This window comes from Xanthobacter tagetidis (genome assembly GCF_003667445.1).
GTDB lineage: Bacteria > Pseudomonadota > Alphaproteobacteria > Rhizobiales > Xanthobacteraceae > Xanthobacter > Xanthobacter tagetidis.
This window is the reverse complement of the sequence record NZ_RCTF01000023.1, coordinates 63204-81187: the sequence shown is the minus strand read 5'-3', so window position 1 is coordinate 81187 and position 17984 is coordinate 63204. Positions and strand designations below refer to the sequence as shown.

Annotated in this window: 13 protein-coding genes and 1 riboswitch; of the genes, 5 read left to right on the top strand and 8 right to left on the bottom strand. The window is 69.8% G+C overall.

The annotated features are described in order from the left end of the window. Window positions 1-42: 42 nt before the first annotated feature. The 7 genes from D9R14_RS20835 to D9R14_RS20805 form a co-directional block, all read right to left on the bottom strand. Complete coding sequence (locus D9R14_RS20835; protein WP_394010958.1) at window positions 43-1110, bottom strand: NAD(P)-dependent alcohol dehydrogenase; 1068 nt, start codon at window positions 1108-1110, stop codon at window positions 43-45. A gap of 236 nt (window positions 1111-1346) precedes the next feature. Further along, window positions 1347-2819 carry a sensor domain-containing diguanylate cyclase gene (locus tag D9R14_RS20830; RefSeq protein WP_170168695.1) on the bottom strand — a complete coding sequence of 491 codons (1473 nt, stop codon included), beginning with the start codon at window positions 2817-2819 and terminating at the stop codon, window positions 1347-1349. A gap of 353 nt (window positions 2820-3172) precedes the next feature. Continuing rightward, window positions 3173-3910 carry a DUF6925 family protein gene (locus D9R14_RS20825; RefSeq protein WP_210210887.1) on the bottom strand — a complete coding sequence of 246 codons (738 nt, stop codon included), beginning with the start codon at window positions 3908-3910 and terminating at the stop codon, window positions 3173-3175. Beyond that, window positions 3907-4689, bottom strand: a complete 783-nt coding sequence (locus D9R14_RS20820) for an ABC transporter ATP-binding protein (protein ID WP_121625282.1) — start codon at window positions 4687-4689, stop codon at window positions 3907-3909. The genes D9R14_RS20825 and D9R14_RS20820 overlap by 4 nt, the downstream gene beginning before the upstream one ends. Beyond that, the gene (locus D9R14_RS20815) at window positions 4686-5687 is read right to left on the bottom strand and encodes a FecCD family ABC transporter permease (protein ID WP_121625281.1); all 1002 of its coding nucleotides are present in this window, start codon (window positions 5685-5687) and stop codon (window positions 4686-4688) included. Before D9R14_RS20815 ends, D9R14_RS20820 begins: the two co-directional genes overlap by 4 nt. Next, window positions 5684-6556, bottom strand: coding sequence for an ABC transporter substrate-binding protein (locus D9R14_RS20810; protein ID WP_121625298.1), 873 nt, complete (start codon window positions 6554-6556; stop codon window positions 5684-5686). The genes D9R14_RS20815 and D9R14_RS20810 overlap by 4 nt, the downstream gene beginning before the upstream one ends. A gap of 10 nt (window positions 6557-6566) precedes the next feature. Continuing rightward, entirely contained in the window at window positions 6567-8561 is a 1995-nt protein-coding gene (locus D9R14_RS20805) for a TonB-dependent receptor plug domain-containing protein (RefSeq protein WP_121625280.1), read from the bottom strand. Window positions 8562-8664: 103 nt separating this feature from the next. Beyond that, window positions 8665-8875: riboswitch (cobalamin riboswitch) on the bottom strand. A gap of 247 nt (window positions 8876-9122) precedes the next feature. Between D9R14_RS20805 and D9R14_RS20800 the strand changes: the two genes are divergently transcribed. The 5 genes from D9R14_RS20800 to gltS all read left to right on the top strand — a co-directional run bounded on the left by D9R14_RS20800 (window position 9123) and on the right by gltS (window position 17168). Continuing rightward, the gene (locus D9R14_RS20800; RefSeq protein ID WP_245420922.1) at window positions 9123-10190 is read left to right on the top strand and encodes an efflux RND transporter periplasmic adaptor subunit; all 1068 of its coding nucleotides are present in this window, start codon (window positions 9123-9125) and stop codon (window positions 10188-10190) included. Then, window positions 10187-13288 carry an efflux RND transporter permease subunit gene (locus tag D9R14_RS20795; RefSeq protein ID WP_121625278.1) on the top strand — a complete coding sequence of 1034 codons (3102 nt, stop codon included), beginning with the start codon at window positions 10187-10189 and terminating at the stop codon, window positions 13286-13288. Before D9R14_RS20800 ends, D9R14_RS20795 begins: the two co-directional genes overlap by 4 nt. A 137-nt stretch (window positions 13289-13425) precedes the next feature. After that, window positions 13426-14451, top strand: a complete 1026-nt coding sequence (locus tag D9R14_RS20790; RefSeq protein ID WP_121625277.1) for a patatin-like phospholipase family protein — start codon at window positions 13426-13428, stop codon at window positions 14449-14451. 3 nt (window positions 14452-14454) lie between these two features. Next, window positions 14455-15918 (top strand): GntP family permease, encoded by a 1464-nt coding sequence (locus tag D9R14_RS20785; RefSeq protein ID WP_121625276.1) that lies wholly within the window; start codon window positions 14455-14457, stop codon window positions 15916-15918. Between the two features lie 41 nt (window positions 15919-15959). After that, window positions 15960-17168, top strand: a complete 1209-nt coding sequence (gene gltS, locus D9R14_RS20780) for a sodium/glutamate symporter (RefSeq protein ID WP_121625275.1) — start codon at window positions 15960-15962, stop codon at window positions 17166-17168. Between the two features lie 8 nt (window positions 17169-17176). Here gltS and D9R14_RS20775 read toward each other — a convergent pair whose 3' ends face one another. Next, on the bottom strand, window positions 17177-17884 hold the full coding sequence (locus D9R14_RS20775) for a Crp/Fnr family transcriptional regulator (protein WP_184759517.1): 708 nt from the start codon (window positions 17882-17884) through the stop codon (window positions 17177-17179). Between the last annotated feature and the right edge of the window lie 100 nt (window positions 17885-17984).

The following is a 17984-nucleotide window of genomic DNA, read 5'->3' as shown; positions in this document are numbered from 1 at the left end:
TAGCCGTCCCGCCCCGCGCGCGCCATCGACGCGGCGTCGGGGTCAGGGCGTGATGGCCACCTTCAGCACGCCGTCGCGCTGGTGCCCGAACAGGTCGTAGGCCTTCTCGATGTCGTCCAGCTTGAAGCGGTGGGTGACGAGGGCGCGCGCGTCCACCCGGCCGGAGGCGACCACGTCCATGAGCCGGCGCATGCGCTCCTTGCCGCCGGGGCAGAGCGTGGTGACGATGGTCTGGTCGCCGAGGCCGGCGAGGAAGGCATCCAGCGGGATCTTCAGGTCGCTGGAATAGACCCCCAGCGAGGACAGCGTGCCGCCGGGCCGCAGCACCCGGAGCGCCGCCTCGAAAGTCGCCTGCCGTCCCAGCGCCTCGATGGCGACATCGACGCCGCGCCCGTCGGTGAGGCGCAGGATTTCCTCCACCGGGTCCACCTTGGAGAAATCCACGGTCTCGTCGGCACCCATGGCGCGGGCGACCTTGAGGCGCGCCTCCATCTGGTCGACGACGATGATGCGCGTCGCCCCCATGAGGCGGGCGCCGGCGGTGGCGCACAGGCCGATGGGGCCCTGCGCGAACACGGCCACCACGTCGCCGATCTTCACCCTGCCGCTCTCGGCGCCGGAGAAGCCGGTGGACATGATGTCCGGGCACATGAGCACCTGCTCGTCGGCGAGCGTATCCGGGACGGCGGCGAGATTCGTCATCGCGTCGGGCACCAGGAGATATTCCGCCTGCGCGCCGTCGATGGTGTTGCCGAAGCGCCAGCCGCCCATGGGCTTGAAGCCGTGCTTGGTGCGCGGCCCGTCCTGCGAGCCGCAGCCGCACAGGCAGGCATTGGAATATCCCGACGGCGTGATGGCGCCGGCGATCACCCGCTGACCTTCCGCGAAGCCCTCCACCGCCGATCCGAGCTTCTCGATGATGCCCACCGGCTCGTGGCCGATGGTGAGGCCCTTCGCGACCGGATACTCGCCCTTGAGGATGTGGATGTCGGTGCCGCAGATGGTGGTGGTGGTGACGCGGATGAGGGCGTCGAGCGGCCCCACCTCCGGTATCGGCTTCTCGTCGAGCACGATGCGGTCCTTCTCCACGAAGATCGCCGCCTTCATCATGCGCCTGCCGGAAGGGCGCCGCTCGGCTACGGGCTTCGGCTCGGAAATGGTGTCCGCCATGGCCGTGAACTCCTCTGCGAGATCGCTGCGCCAGCAATAGGCATCGGCCGGCCGCCTGCCATTGACGCCCGTCAACGCGCCCTGCGCGGCGGCGGAGCGCGCAGCACCACGGCCGCCCGGCGCGAACCCGGCGCGCGCCGGCCGATCCGGTGTGGGACAGTCGGCTCGCGGACGCGCTACTGCGCCGCGGCGAAGCCGTCGTTGGGATGGCTGCCGACCACGCGGTTGCGTCCGCCGCCCTTGGCCCGGTAGAGCGCCCCGTCAGCCTCCCGCAGCAGCCGGTCGGTCGGGTCGGACGCCTGGATCATGCCGGACGCGACGCCGATGCTGGCGGTGGTGTTCACGCGCCTCCCGTCGTCGGTCGCCACCTGCGTGGCGGCGATCGCCTTGCGGATGCGCTCGGCCATGAAGGTCGCGCCCGCCGCCCCGGTCGAGGGCAGGATGACGACGAACTCCTCGCCCCCGAGGCGGGCGGCGAAGTCGCCCGGCCTGCGGATGGCGCGCGTCACCTGCCGCCCGACGCTGCGCAGCAAAGCGTCGCCCACGGCGTGGCCATGGCTGTCGTTGATCTGCTTGAAGAAATCGAGGTCGATCACCAGCACCGAAAGCTCGCTCTTCTCCCGCGTCGCGCGCCGCATCTCGGTGTCGAGCGCCATTTCCAGCGCGCGGCGGTTGGGGATCTGCGTCAGCGCGTCCGTAACCGCCATGTGCTCGAGCTGCTCCTCCATGTTGTAGCTGTGGACGAGCGCCCGGCGCAGCACCAGCACGATGCCCGCGAGCAGCCCGCACACCACGAGGGTGAGCAGGCCGACTATGATCGCCTGGACGGCCCATTCGGCAAAGATCGCCGACGTGGAGATGCCGACCGACAGGATGAGCGGGAAATCGCCGATCTTCTGGGTGACATAGTAGCGCGTGAGGCCGTCGATCTTCGATGTTCCGGTGAAGCTGCCGTTCGGCGTCGCGCGCATGCGCGCGAACACGGGCGCATCGGCCACGCTCTCGCCGGCATTCCCCGTCCCGTCGGTGGACGGATGGCGATAGACCATGGTGCCGTCTGTGTTCACCAGGCTGATGATGCCGTCCGGGCCGAGATCGACCTTCTCGAACAGGGACTTGAAGAAGGCGAGCCGGAAGGCCGCCAGCACCACCCCGTCGAACTTGCCGTCCGCGCGGGACAGGCGCACCGTCATGCCGATGCTCGGATCGTTCTGCCGCAGCCGGCTCGCATAGGGACTGCTCAGAAACGTGCCCGCGTCGCGCTCGCGGTGCACCTTGAAGTAGTCGCGGTCCGCGAAATTGGCCTGGCGCGGCGCGACCGTCCCGGAATCGATGACGATGTTCCCATTCTCGTCGAGCACGAGCATGGAGCCGAGATAGTGCGGGATGGCGATGCGGTTGAACAGCAGGAGGTGCCGCGCCGACGCCGGCATGGCCTGGACTTCGGGCAGAGCGAGGGCTTCGCGCACGCCGACGATCGAGACCTCGATCAGCTTGAGATTGCGGTCAATGGTCAGGGCCAGCGTGCGGACCACGTTCTCGGCGGCGCGGTGCGCATCGATACGCCGGTCCTCGCGCAACTTGGCCAGCATGGCGGCCTGGACCAGGGCAATAATGACCAGGATCGCCGCTGTTGTGAGCAGGAGCACGGGACCCCGGACCGAACGCCTGAGGACACTGTCCATTTGCACCTTAAGGCCACCTCGCCCTTACAGCCTTGAAGCCATCCAGCAGGCGGAATGCCCGCATTGGCCGCGAGCCGTCACGGACCAAGGATCGCACCCTCCGGCTCTTGCTTCCAGAGGGAGGAGCGCGTTCCGGCGGCTCCGGCCTCTGCCAGCGTTGCGCATGCGTCCTGGCAGCCGCTCAAGCCATCTGCCGGCCATGGTCGAAGCAATGCGTGACCTCAACCGCCACCGCAAGGGGGCGCGATCAAAACCAGGTCGGAAATGTTGATTATGACAGGATAGAGGTAACGGCATCTTGACGCTACGTCATTCCATTAGGCGCGGCCGGTACCCCGTGCGTGGGGCGGGTGCAGCGACAGGCAGGGCACCAGCCCATCGGGAATGGGGATGCTGGCCGCGTGGGTGCGTCCGTGGGCGAGCAGCTTCGGCAGAACGTGGGTGTGGGGTCCGTCCGGACTGCGGCCATCGGCGGGCGGGATGGGCTGGTAGACTTCGATGCGTCCCAGGGCGCTGATGAACACGCGGTGGGGGCTGGCGGCGAGGATCGCGCCGATGGGGCCGTCGTGATCGAACATCTGCCGGCCCGCCGCCCGTCGCAGGGCGGCGATGAGGACGGGGTCGCAGGTGCGCACGCAGGCCTCGACGCCGCCGAGGCCGATGCCGAGGTCGAACAGGACTGCGCCGCGGTCCTCCTCCCGGATCGCCGCGTCGTCGGGGCCGATCTCGGCGATCGCCTGCCGGCCGGCGCGCGCGGCCTCGGCCGCCGGCAGGCACACGGCGATGGCCGGCACGCGGCGTTCCTCGTGGCGCGAGGGCATCTCATAGGGCAGCGCCACCATGCCCGGCAGGGCCCGCGCCCGGAGGGCGCCGCGCGCGGTTGCGACCTCGATCCGCTCCGGCAGGATCGTGACCTGCGCCGGCTCTTCCGCGTCCCGGATGAACTCGGCGATGCCGCCGAACACGCCGAGGCTCCAGCCGGTTCGCGCATCCTCGGCATGGCGGCGCAGCAGGGCGAAGGCGTCCAGGCCGCGCAGGGCCTCGGTGCTGCTCATGGGCTTTGCTCCGTGCGGTCCGTCCGGTCGAGCCGGCTCCAGGGGATGACGAAAGGCACGCCGTCGCGCGTGCCGCTCTCGACGGCGACACGGTAGGCCGCTGCCACCGGGGCGGGCGCCAGCACCTCCACGGGCGTGCCCAGAGCGGCGAGGGCGCCGCGGTCCATCAAGGCGAGGCGGTCGCAGAAGCGGGCGGCCAGCGTCAGATCGTGCAGCACCGCCACCACGGCCGCCCCGGCGCGGGCGGTGGCGCGCAGCAGCTCCATTACCTGGAGCGCGTGGTAGGGGTCGAGCGCGGCCACCGGCTCGTCCGCCAGCAGCACCGGCGCTTCCACCGCGAGGGCGCGGGCGAGCAGCACGCGGGCACGCTCGCCGCCGGAGAGCGTGCCCGTGGTGCGGTGGGCGAGGGGGGTGACGTCGGCCGCCGCCATGGCGCGGCGCGCGGCGTCGTCCAGCACCGCGGCGCCGTGCGGCAGCCGGCCGAGGGCGACCACGTCCGCCACCGTCATGGGCCAGTGGATGCGCCCATTCTGCGGCAGATAAGCGAGGGTGCGGCCGAACGCGGCGCGGCCGATCTCGGCCGGCGTGCGCCCGTCGAAGGCGATGTGGCCCGCCGCCAGCGGGTCGAGACCACACAAAGCGCGCAGCAGGCTGGTCTTGCCGGCTCCGTTGGGGCCGATGAGGCCGAGAAGCTCGCCGCCGCGCACGTCCAGCGAGAGATCGCGCACCACGCGCGCTCCGCCCCGCCGCACCTCGACACCCGACGCCGCGACGATCATGGCCCCTCCACCTTGAGGCGCCGCAGCATGGCCAGGAAGAACGGCGCGCCGATGATGGCGGTGACGACGCCCAGCTTCAGCTCCGGCCGGGTGGGGATGAGGCGCACGGCGATGTCGGCGCCGAGCGTGAGGGCGGCGCCCGCGAGCCCGCTCGCCAGCAGCAGCCGACCCGGCCGGTGACCCACCAGGGGGCGCACCAGATGCGGCACCACAAGGCCGACGAAGCCGATGGCGCCCGCCACCGCGACGCTCGCCCCCACCGCCGCGGCCGTGCCGCCCACCACCAGCAGGCGCACGCGCTGCATGGAAAAGCCGAGGCTCTGCGCGGCATCCTCGCCGAGCGTCAGCGCGTCCATGGCGCGCGCGCTGGCGAGCACCAGGCCCCAGCCCAGCACCATGAAGGGCAGCGCCAGCGCCACATGGACCAGCGAGCGGTCGGCGAGCGAGCCCATGAGCCAGAACACCACCTCCAGCGCCGCATAGGGGCTGGGGGCGAGGTTGAGCGCCAGCGCCGTGAGCGCGCCGGCCAGCGCGTTGATGGCGACGCCGGCGAGGATCAGCGTCGCGGTGTCGGCGCCGGAGCGGGCCACCATCAGCAGGAACACGGTGGCGACGCCGGCGCCGATCAGCCCGCCGAGCGGCAATGCCAGCGCGAAGGTGGCGGAGAAGCCGAAATAGAACGCCACCACCGCCCCGAGCGCCGCCGCGCCCGAGACGCCGACGATGCCGGGATCGGCGATGGGATTGCGCATCAGACCCTGGAGCGCGGCGCCGGTGACGCCGAGGCTGAAGCCGACCGCCGCGCCCAGCACGGCGCGGGGCAGGCGCAGCTCCGCCAGCACGAGGGCCGGCAGGCTCTCGCGCCCGGCGAGGAGGTCGGACAGCGCCGCGCCGAAATCGAGCGGCGCATAGCCGATCAGGAGGGAGACCGCGAACAACAGCGCCACCAGCAGCCCGAGGCCGGAGATGAGCAGGCGGTGATGCCGCATCCCGGTCATTGCAGGAGCCCCGCCGGCGCCCCGACGAGCGGGCTCGGCGCGCCGGGCGCGATCCGTTCGCGCGCGGCGGCGAGGCGCCGGGCCGCCTCCGCGAGGCCGGGTCCGGCGCAGGCCCACAGGCGGATCGGCAGCGGCACCGTGCGCGCGGCCTTCGCGAACGGGGCCAACGCCGGATGGTGCAGCAGTTCGTCGGCCAGTGACGGCGGCGCGTCGGGCGCGGAGTTCACCACCAGCAGGTCCGGCTTGGCGATCACGATCTCCTCCAGAGCGAGCTGTCCCATCCGGTCGGTGGAGAGGCGGGCGGCGAGGTTGTCGAGACCGACCCGGGCAAGCACCGAATCCGGCACCGAGCCGCGCCCGGCGGTGAAGCCGTTCGGCCGCAGCACCACGGCGGTCGGATGATCCGCCGGCGCGGGGGGAAGGGCGGCCATGGCGGCCTTGATCCGTGCCACCATCGCTTCGCCCCGCTCCGCTTCGCCGAGGCGCGCCGCCACCTGCCGGATCTGGGCGTAGGCTTCCTCCAGGGAGGTTGGGACGCCGAGCTCCATCACCTCGAAGCCGAGCCGCCGCAGCATGGCGGTGGTGGCGCGGGTGGTGAAGGCGCCGGCGATGACGAGGTCCGGCGCGAGCGGCACCACCTCCTCGGCCAGGCCCCGGTTCACCGGCACCTGCGCCGCGAGGTCGGCGACGGTCGAGCCGCGCGGGTCGCGGGCGAGGTAGGTGACCGAGGCGACGCGGCCCGGATCGGCGAGGCGCAGCACCAGTTCGTCGGCGCACAGGTTGAGCGAGACGATGCGGGCGGGCTTCGCCTCTCCCGCCGCCGCGGGCGCGGCGGCAAGCAGCGCGAGAAGGAGAAGCACCGCCCGCATCATCGCGGCCTCAATAGGTGAGCTTCAGGCCGGCGAAGGCGCCGAAGCCCGGGGCGAGGAAGCCGTTGGGGTTTTCGTAGGTCTCGTCGAACAGGTTGTCGATCCGGCCGAACAGGGTGGCGTGCTCGTTGAAGGCGTAGTTCGCCGCGAGGTTCACGATCGTGTAGCCGGGCTGGTCCACATAGTTCGACGTCAGGCGCTGGATGTCCCACCAGGACGAGACATAGATCAGGGTGGCGGTGAGGTCGAGCTTGTCGGTCGCCTGCCAGTTCACGCTCAGGCTGACCTTGTCGTTGGGCCGCCGCAGCGGAATGCACGAGGTGGCGGTGAGCGGCGCGCAGGCGGCGCCGAACGGCTGGCCAGGCGGGAAGTAGCCGACCACGTCGGTATAGGTGTAGTCGGCGCGGACCTTCAGCGTGTCCGTGACCTTCACCGCCGCGAACACCTCGACGCCCTGCGTGGTGGCGCTGGAGATGTTGACGTTCTGGTACGTGACCGGGTCGTAGCTGATGAGGTTGGTGATGTCGTTGTGGAAGTAGGTGGCGCCGAAGGCGAGGCGGCCCTTGAAGAATTCCTGCTCGAAGCCGGCGTCGTAGCCCTTGCTCTCCTCCGGCTTGAGGTCCGCATTGCCGTAATAGGGCGCATAGAGCTGGTAGAGGGTGGGCGCCTTGAAGCCGGTGCCGTAGCTCGCCTTCAGCTTGGTGCCGGTCTCCGGGAACAAGAGCGCCGGGGCGATGCGCCAGGTGGTGTGGTCGCCGAACGTGTCGTCGCTGTCGTAGCGGACGTTGGCCGCGAGGAACAGCCGCTCGAAGAACTGGCCCTGATACTCCGCATAGACGCCGGTATTGCCGGTTGCGGCATCCATCTGCGTGTAGGCGGTCTCGGACGTCATGCTCTCGTTGCGGCGCTCGACGCCGGCCAGCACGTTCTGGCCCGGCGCAAAGGTATAAAGAGACCGCAAGTAATAGATCTGCCGGTCGCCGGTATAGTCGCCGTTCACGCCGGGGTTGGGACCGTCGGTGGGCCGGCTCGACGTCATGGCGCTGACGCCGAACGTGGTCTCCAGCGCGCCGTCGAGCGCCTTCCACACGCCTTCGCCCTTGGTGAAGAACATGGAGGCGTAGCTGGTGGAGCGGAGCGGGGCCGGGATGCCGGCATAGGTCGGCGGCGGGTAGATGTCCGGCGTGAAGGAGAGCTGGCTGTCGATGTAGCGGGCGACAAAGTTCACCGCGAACGTGTCGCTCACCTCGTAGTCGAGGCGCGTCGAATAGGTCCAGTTGTCATAGGCGTTGGGATTGCGCGGATAGCCAAGCGGTACGATGTCGGCCGGCGTCACCGGCGTGTCGGTGGACGAGAAGTGGGTCACGTTGAAGGAGTAGGAAAGCTTCTCGGTCGAGCCGCTGAGCGCCACCGCCTGGTTGAAGGTGCCGAACGCGCCCAGCTCGGCGAAGCCGAACGCCTTGGCCGGACCCTCGCCCTTCTTGGTGGTCACCGAGATGACGCCGCCGATGGCGTCCGAGCCGTAGAGGCCGCTCTGCGGGCCGCGCAGCACCTCGACGCGGGCGAGGTCGGTGGCGAGCATCTGCCCGAAATCGAAGGCGCCGTTGGGGCTCGACGGGTCGCCCGCGTCGATGCCGTCGATCAGCACCTTCACATGGTTGGAATTGGTGCCGCGGATGAAGACCGAGGTCTGCCCGCCGGGCCCACCGGTCTGCACCACGTTGAGGCCGGGCAGGGATTCCAGCACCTCCGGCAGGGTGCGCAATTGCTTGCGCTCGATCTCCTGCGCCGTCACCACGCTCACCGACGAGGCGACTTCATCTTCCGGCGTGGGTATCCCGGTGGGGCTGGTCACCATCACGTCCGGCAGATCGATGGCGGGCGCGCCGGCCTGCGTCGGCGACTGGCCAAAGGCCGCCGCCGGGGCGAGGAGAAGGGTGGCGGGAACGAGGAGGCGGGCGGCGCGCGCGGCGCCGCGAGGGCAAAGGGGATTGCGGGAGGGCATGACGGCCTCGGCACGAGTGGTCCGTCACCGCGAACGAGGCCACCGCCGGCACCACGGCCGAACGGATTCGCCACCATCAGGACACCCCGCCCGACGTGCTCGCGTGTGACCACGGCTGACGGCAGGTCTCCTGGCTCGCGGGTCACCGCCCTGTCGTCGCCTTCCCAGGCTTGTGGCCCAGTGGCATGTGACGCAGGACTCGCCGCTTACAGTTGCGGGGGCAGCCGCGGCATCTCCGTCTCCCCGTTGCCGGGCGGGCGGATCACCGCGTTCCCTTTTGATCCCCGAGGGGAACCGTCACCCCCAAGCTAGGCCGAGGTGTTTCCCCGCGTCAACACGCGGCCTCCCGCGCCGGGCGAAATCCTGCGTGAATGGTATTCATGCAACGCCTTAGCCGTTTTCATGCCTTGACGTGCCGAAGACGGCTGTCCATTGCACCATAACTTAACTGGCGACGCAGCGCAGGCTCGGCTATAGCGAGGCTCGACCTGCGGAAAGGACATTCCCTTGCCCGACGCGATGTCTCGCTTTCCTTGCGCAGTCGCTACGGTTTCCCGACGCTTGAGCGGCCCGGCGCTGCTCGTCGGCATCCTCCTGCTTGCCGGCTGCGGCGAGGCGCCCAAGGCGGAGAAGGCCGAGCCGCGCCCGGTGCGCACCGCGCTCGCCTCGACCCGCGCGGCGACCGACGCGGTGACGCTCACCGGCCAGGTGGAGGCGCAGAACGAGGCCTCCTACGGCTTCCGCATCGGCGGGCGCGTCATCGAGCGCCTCGTGAATGTCGGCGACCGGGTGAAGCCCGGACAGGTCCTCGCACGCCTCGATCCGCAGGACGAGCAGAACGCGCTGCGCTCGGCGCAGGCGGCGCTCTCGGCGGCGCAGGCCAACCAGTCCCAGACCCGCAACCAGTATGAGCGCCAGCGCCAACTGCTCGCCCGCGGCTTCACCCCGCGCGCCCAGTACGAGCAGGCCGAGCAGGCCTATCTCAATGCCCGCTCCCAGGTGGAGGACGCCGAGGCCCGCCTGCAGATGGCGCGCGACCGGCTCGGCTTCACCGAGCTGAAGGCGGATTCGGCCGGCGTCGTCACCCAGCGCCGCGCCGAGCCGGGCGAAGTGGTCCAGCCCGGCCAGAGCATCGTCGAGGTGGCGCGCCAGGACGGGCGCGACGCGGTGTTCGACGTGCCGGCGGTGCTGCTCTCCTCCATCCCGGCCGATCCGCTGGTGGAGGTGACGCTGGCGGGCGATCCCAATGCCCGCGCCACCGGCCGGGTGCGCGAGGTGGCGCCGCAGGCTGATCCCGTCACCCGCACCTTTCGGGTGCGCGTCGGCCTGATCGACCCGCCCGAGGCGCTGCGCCTCGGCACCACCGTGATCGGCCGCGTGACCGTGGACGGCGGGCCGGTGATCGAGATCCCGGCGAGCGCGCTCACCCGCCTCAACGACAAGCCGGCGGTGTGGGTGGTGGATCCCACCGCCAAGACCGTCGCCCTGCGCAATGTTGAGGTGCTGCGCTTCACGCCCGCCTCCGTCACCGTGGCCGAGGGGCTGAAGCCGTCCGAGATCGTGGTGACGGCGGGTGTCCAGGCGCTGCATCCGGGGCAGCAGGTGCGCCTGCTGGGGACGCAGCCGTGAGCACTCCTGCGGGATTCAACCTCTCCGCCTGGGCGCTGAGGCATCGCTCCATCATCATCTATCTCATGGCCATCTCCGTGGTGGCCGGCGTGATGGCGTTCCGCAATCTCGGCCGCGCCGAGGACCCGACCTTCGTCATCAAGACCATGGTGGTGCAGGCCAACTGGCCGGGCGCGACCCTGGAGGAGACCTTCAAGCAGGTCACCGAGCGCCTGGAGCGCAAGCTCCAGGAGGTGCCCAAGCTCGATTATCTGGAGAGCTACACCAAGCCCGGCCAGACCACGATCTTCGTGCATCTCCAGGGCGCGGCCACCGCCGCCGAGGTGCCGGACATCTGGTACCACGTGAGGAAAAGCGTCGGCGACATCCGCCACACCTTGCCCCAGGGCATCGTCGGGCCGTTCTTCAACGACGAGTTCGGCGACACGTTCGGCATCATCTACGGCTTCACCGCGGACGGCTTCACCCACCGAGAGCTGCGCGACTATGTGGAGGGCGTGCGCTCCGAACTACTGCACGTGCCGGACGTCTCGAAGATCGAGATCCTCGGCGCGCAGGACGAGCGCATCTTCATCGAGTTCTCGATGCAGGAACTCGCCAGCCTCGGCATCGACCGCGCCGCCGTGCTCTCCGCGCTCCAGGCGCAGAACATCGTGCGGCCCTCGGGCGAGATCCAGACCGGCAAGGAGAACATCTCCATCCGCGTCTCCGGCGCCTTCACCTCGGAGGCGGACGTCGCGAACGTCAATTTCGTCGCCAACGGCCGGCTGATCCGCCTCGCCGACATCGCCACGATCCGGCGCGGCTTCGCCGATCCGCCGCAGCCCATGTTCCGCACCAACGGCAAGCCCTCCATCGGCCTTGCCATCGCCATGCGCGACGGCGGCGACATCCTCGCCATGGGCAAGAACATCGATGCCGCCATGAACCGGCAGATCGCCGATCTGCCCATCGGCATCGAGGCGCATCTCGTCGCCGACCAGGCGGTGACGGTGTCGAGCGCCATCGCCGAGTTCATGGAGAGCCTGTGGCAGGCGGTGGCGATCATCCTCGTGGTGTCGTTCATCGCGCTCGGCGTGCGGGCCGGCGCCATCGTCGCGCTCGCCATCCCGCTGACGCTCGCCATCGTGTTCGCGCTGATGCAGCTGGTGCACATCGACATGCAGCGCATCTCGCTGGGCGCGCTCATCATCGCGCTGGCGCTCATGGTGGACGACGCCATGACCACCACCGACGCGACGCTGACCCGCCTCGCCGCTGGCGACGACAAGGTGACCGCCGCCTCCTACGCCTTCAAGGCCTATGCGGCGGCGATGCTGGCGGGCACGCTGGTGACGGTGGCCGGCTTCGTGCCGGTGGGCTTCGCCGCCTCCTCGGCGGGCGAATACACCTTCACGCTGTTCGCCGTGGTGGGGATCGCCCTCATCGTCTCCTGGTTCGTCGCGGTGCTGTTCGCGCCGCTGCTGCAGGTGCTGATCCTGAAGGCGCCGCCGAAAGAGAGCATCCCCGATCCCGACGCCCCGCCGAAGGGCGTGATGGGCATCTATCGCGGCTTCCTGGTGCTGTGCCTGAGGCTGCGCTGGGCGACCATCGCCGTCACGCTCGCGCTGTTCGTGCTCTCGGTGCTGGCGTTGCCTCTGATCCCGCGCCAGTTCTTCCCCTCGTCCGACCGGCCGGAACTGCTGGTGGACCTCGCCTCGCCGCAGAACGCCTCGATCTATGCATCCGAGAGCGTGGCCGAGGCGTTCGACGCGCTGCTGGCGAAGGATCCGGACGTGAAGCGGTGGTCCACCTATGTGGGCCGTGGCGCGATCCGTTTCTATCTGCCGCTCGACGTGCAGCTTCCCAATGACTTCTTCGCCCAGACCGTGATCGTGGCGCAGGACGTGGCCGCCCGCGACCGGCTCAGGGCGAAGCTGGAGAAGGCGCTGGCGCAGGACTTCCCGCAGCTGGTCGCGCGCATCGCGCCGCTGGAGCTCGGCCCGCCGGTGGGCTGGCCGGTGCAGTACCGGGTCTCCGGTCCGGACATCGAGAAGGTGCGCGCTCTGGCCTTCGAGCTTGCCGCCGTCATGGCCTCCAATCCCGAGGCCGAGACCGTCAACTACGCCTGGATCGAGCCGGCGCGGCAGGTGCGCATCGAGGTGGACCAGGACGAGGCGCGCCTGCTCGGCCTCTCCACCGCCCAGCTCGCCGGGGTGCTCAACACCGTGCTGTCGGGCCAGGCGGTGACGCAGGTGCGCGACGACATCTATCTCGTCAACGTGGTGGCCCGCGCCACCGACGAGGAGCGTGTCTCGCTGGAAAGCCTCGCCACCCTCCAGGTGCCGCTGCCGAGCGGGCGCGCCGTGCCGCTGTCGCAGATCGCCACCTTCGCCTACGACCAGGACTATCCCGCTATCTGGCGCCGCGACCGGGTGCCGACCCTCACCGTCCAGGCGGACGTGCGCCAGGGCGTGCTGCCCGAGAGCGTGGTCGAGAAGCTGGAGCCCAAGATCGACGCGCTCCGCAAGACCCTGCCCCCCGGCTACCGCATCGATGTGGGCGGCACGGTGGAGGAGAGCGCCGCCTCGCTCGCCTCCGTGGTGGCGGTGGTGCCGGTGATGCTGCTGCTGATGTTCACCGTGCTGATGTTCGAGCTGAAGAGCTTCCAGCGCATCATCATCGTGCTGTCGGTGGCGCCGCTCGGGCTGATCGGCGTGGTCGGCGCGCTGCTGCTCTCGGGACGGCCGCTGGGCTTCGTCGCCATCCTCGGCGTGCTGGCGCTGATCGGCATGATCACCAAGAACGCCGTGATCCTGATCGGCCAGATCGAGGCCGACCGTGCCGCCGGCAAGAATGTCTGGGACGCGGTGATCGCCGCCTCCTCGGTGCGCTTCCGGCCGATCATGCTCACCGCGGTGTCCACCGTGCTCGGCATGATCCCCATCGCGCCCACCGTGTTCTGGGGGCCGATGGCGTTCGCCATCATGGGCGGCCTGCTGGTGGGCACGCTGCTGACGCTGATCTTCCTGCCGGCGCTCTACGTCGCCTGGTTCGGTCCCAAGACCGGGCCGGAGCGGGCCGCGGCCCCTGCGGGCGAGGCCGCCTTGCCGGCCTGAGGCCGGACCCAAGCGGCCGCGGCCCGTCCGCGTCCGCCAACAAGCAAGATCACGACGAGACCGGGAGACCTGAGGAGGAGCAGCCCGCCGCCACCGCGGCGCGGCCGGAATGCGCCGTGGCGCAAAGGGGACGCGAGATGGACAGAGAACGGGTGCTGGTGGACTTCGCGCTTCAGGGCGGCGGCTCCCACGGTGCATTCACCTGGGGCGTCCTCGACCGCCTGCTGGAAGAGACCTGGCTCGACCTCGAAGGGGTCTCCGGCACCTCGGCGGGCGCCATGAACGCGACCGTGCTCGCCGACGGCTACGCGGCCGGCGGCCCCGAGGGTGCCCGCAAGGCGCTCGACAGCTATTGGGCCCATGTCTCCGAGGCGGCGCGCTACAGCCCGTTCAAGCGCTCTCCGCTCGACAAGATGCTGGGGCGCTGGGGCCTCGACGCGGCGCCCGGCTACATGTTCATGGACTTCATGACGCGCATGTTCTCGCCCTACCAGTTCAACCCCATGGGCGGGAACGCGCTGGCGCCCATCCTCGCCAAGCAGATCAATTTCGAGCGCGTGCGCACCTCGCCGGTGAAGGTGTTCATCACCGCCACCAACGTGCGCACCGGACGCCCGAGGGTGTTCCGCAACGCCGACATTACGCCCGAAGCGCTGATGGCCTCGGCCTGCCTGCCGACCCTGTTCCAGGCGGTGGAGATCGACGGCGAGGCCTATTGGGACGGCGGCTATTCCGGCAATCCGACGCTCGCCCCGCTGGTGAGCGAGCTGAAGTCCGACGACACCATCCTCATCCCCATCAACCCGCTGGAGCGGCCGGGCACGCCCAAGACGCCGGCGGAAATCCTCAACCGCCTCAACGAGGTGTCGTTCAACTCGGTGGCGGTGAAGGAGCTCTACATGATGGCGCTGCTCCAGCGCCACACGGCCGAGCTTTCCGGCGACAGCGAGGCCTGCAACTGGGCGCGGATGCGGGTGCACATCGTGCGCAACCCGATCATGGCCGGGCTCGGCTTCTCCTCCAAGCTCAATGCCGAATGGGAGTTCCTGACCATGCTCAAGGAGGAGGGGCGCAAGGCGGCGCAGACCTTCCTCGATGCGCACGGCCACGACATCGGCAAGACCTCGACGGTCGATTTCAACATGCTGCTGTCGGAGCTCTGAGCCATGGGTCTCCTCGGCATACTGGTCGGCCTCTCGGTCCTGATCTATCTCGCCTTCCGCGGCTCCTCGATCCTCATCCTGGCGCCGATCGCCGGGCTGATCGCCGCGGCCTTCTCCGGCGAGCCGCTTCTGGCGAGCTGGACCCAGACCTTCATGCGCAATGCGGCGGATTTCGTCGCCCAGTTCTTCCCGCTGTTCCTGCTCGGGGCGGTGTTCGGCAAGCTGATGGAGGATTCCGGCTCGGTCACCTCCATCGCCGACTTCATGACGAAGCAGCTCGGCACCTCGCGGGCGATCCTCGCCGTGGTGCTGGCCGGCGCCATCGTCACCTATGGCGGCGTCTCGCTGTTCGTCGCGTTCTTCGTGCTGGCGCCCATGGGCATCGCGCTGTTCCGCGCGGCGGGGGTGCCGCGGCGGCTGATGCCGGCGGCGATCGCGCTCGGCACCTCCACCTTCACCATGTCGGCCATGCCCGGCACGCCCTCGATCCAGAACGCCATCCCCATGCCGTTCTTCGGCACCACGCCGTTCGCGGCGCCCGGGCTCGGCATCATCGCCTCGCTCATCATGCTCGCGTTCGGCATGTGGTGGCTGAAGCGCCGCGAGGCCGCCGCGCGCGCCGCCGGCGAGGGCTTCGGCGCCTTCACCGTCGATCCCGACGCCTCCGCCGAGAGCGCGGTGGAAAATCCCATCGTGCGCGAGCGCGCCACCACCGCCGGGTCGTTCGACCCGTCCGAGATTCATTCCAGCGCCGAGACGGAGAAGGGGCCGCCGATCGTCCTCGCGGCGCTGCCCATCGTCGTCGTCATCGTCGTCAACCTGCTGATGTCGTTTGTCGTCCTGCCCCGCATGGACACGGCGTTCCTGGCGCGGCCGGAGTGGGGCGGTGTCACCCTCTCGGCGGTGGGAGGCGTGTGGTCGGTGATGGTGGCGCTCACCGCGGCCATCCTCACCGTGATCGCCATCAATTTCCGCTCGGTGCCGGTGCTGCGCGCCACTGTGACGGCGGGCGCAAACGCCTCGGTGCTGCCGATCCTCTCGGTGGCGAGCCTGGTCGGCTTCGGCGCCATCGTCGCCTCGCTGCCGGCGTTCGCCGTGGTGCGCGACTTCGTGCTGGGCATCGAGGGCGGCCCGCTGGTGTCGCTGGCGGTCGCCACCAACATCCTCGCCGCGCTGACGGGCTCCGCCTCCGGCGGCCTCACCATCGCCCTCGACGCGCTCGGGCCGACCTACATGAAGATCGCGTCCGAGATCGGCATGGACCCGGCGCTGATGCACCGCGTGGCGGTGATCGGCTCGGGCACGCTCGACAGCCTGCCGCACAACGGCGCCGTCGTGACCCTCTTGTCCGTGTGCGGGGTGAGCCACAAGGAGGGCTATCTCGACATCGTCATGGCCGGCATCGTCGGCGCGCTGATCGCGCTCGCGGCGGTGATCGTTCTGGGCTCGGTCGTGGGCAGCTTCTGAGCCTGCCGGGCCGAGACAGGGGCGCGCAACAGGGGGCGCACATGCCGGTCAGCTACGAGGTGTCGGGCTTCCTCGCCTTCACCCTCGCCATCATCGTCTATTTCGTCGGCGCCGGGCTGAACAGGATCATCGCGCCGCTGCGCAGATGGAACATCCCGGAGGCGGTCACCGGCGGGCTCCTGGCGGCGCTCGCGACGCTGCTCGCCTACCGCGTCCTCGGTCTCGCCATCTCGTTCGATCTCGCCGCCCGCGACGTGCTGCTGCTCTATTTCTTCACCGGCATCGGCCTCAATGCGCGCCTGTCGGACCTCGCCACCGGCGGGCGGCCGCTGTTCATCCTGCTGTTGCTCACCGTCACATATCTCGCCCTGCAGAATGTGGTGGCGGCGGGCGGGGTGGCACTGCTGGACCTGCCGAAGGGCCTCGTGCCGCTGCTCGGCTCGGTGTCGCTCATCGGCGGCCACGGCACCACCATCGCCTGGGCGCCGCTGATCTCCGAGCGCTTCGGCCTGCCAAATGCGCTGGAGGTGGGCATCGCCAGCGCCACGCTCGGCCTCGTCATCGCGAGCCTGGTCGGCGGGCCGGTGGCGGGCATCCTCATCGCCCGCTTCAAGCTCTCCAGCGAGGAATTGCTGCCGCCCATGGTGGGCCTGCCCAAGAACGACGTGGGGCCGGACGCGGGCAAGGTCACCTACGACAATATCCTGGGGTCCATCCTGGTCCTGAACATCGTCATCCTGGTGGGCTATTCGCTGGATGATCTGGTGGCGAAGACCGGCATCAAGCTGCCGTTATTCGTGGTGTGCCTGCTGGTCGCCATCGTCGCCACCAACACCCTGCCGCGGCTGATGCCGCGCGCGCCCTGGCCGGCGCGGACGCCGGCGCTGGCGCTGATCTCCGACCTGTCGCTGAAGATCTTTCTCGCCATGTCGCTCATGAGCATGCAGCTCTGGACGCTCGGCGGGCTCGGCCCGGCGCTCGCCGTGGTGCTCGGCCTCCAGACGGTGGTGGCGGTGGCCTACATCCTGTTGGTGGTGTTCCCGGCCATGGGGCGCGACTACCAGGCGGCAGTGCTCGCGGCCGGCTTCACCGGCATCAGCCTCGGCGCGACGCCCACCGCCATCGCCAACATGACGGCGGTGACGCGCACCCACGGGCCAGCGCCGCTTGCCTTCATCATCCTGCCGCTGGTGTCGGCCTTCTTCATCGACATCGCCAACGCGCTGGCGATCGGCTTCATGATCCGCTGACCACAGCGCTACCGGTCCAGCGTGTAGATGCCGCGCAGCACCTCGTCGAAATGGCTCTCGATGGCGGCCGAGCAGCCGCACGCCGTGTGCTTCAGCCGCTCCCTGTCCTTGAGCACGATGGTGCCGCGCCGGGCATCGATGATGCCCTCCCGCCGCAGGTTGCGCAGGGTGCGGTTGACGAAGCTGCGGCCGACGCCGAGCAGGCCGGCAAAATCCTCCTGGGTCATCTGCAACTCGTCGGAGCGGGTGCGCTCGGAGGCTGCCAGGAGCCATTTGCAGGCGCGCTGCTCGATGGTGTGCGTGGCGTTGCAGGCGGCGGTCTGGAACACCTGCGCCAGCAGGCAGTCCGAATAGCGGGCGAACCAGTGGCGCAGGTGCATGGAATCGATCTTGGCCTGCTCCAGCGCCGCGGTCCTGATCCTCAGGAACCGGCCGGCGCTGCGCACCTGGGCCATGGCGTAAGCGGGGATCTGGCCGTTGGAGACGATGCCGCCCACCGCCCCCTCCCAGCCGATGATCGCCACCTCCACCACGTCGCCCGCATCGGCCGCGACGCAGAAGGACGCGAGCGCCGGGCGGCAGGGAAACCAGGTGTGGATCACGTCGTCTCCGGCGCGCTGGAGCAGCGCGCCGTTCTCGAAATCGAATGCCTGGAGATGCGGCATCAGCCGGTCGCGATCCGCTGGCGCGAGAACCGACAGAAGGCGATTTTCCATCAAGTCGTCCAACACCGCCAAGGTCACGCTTGATCCCTTTCTGTTCTTCCTGTGTGCCCTAGTGGACAGACGCTCCACCAGACGCGTGTTACTGGAACAC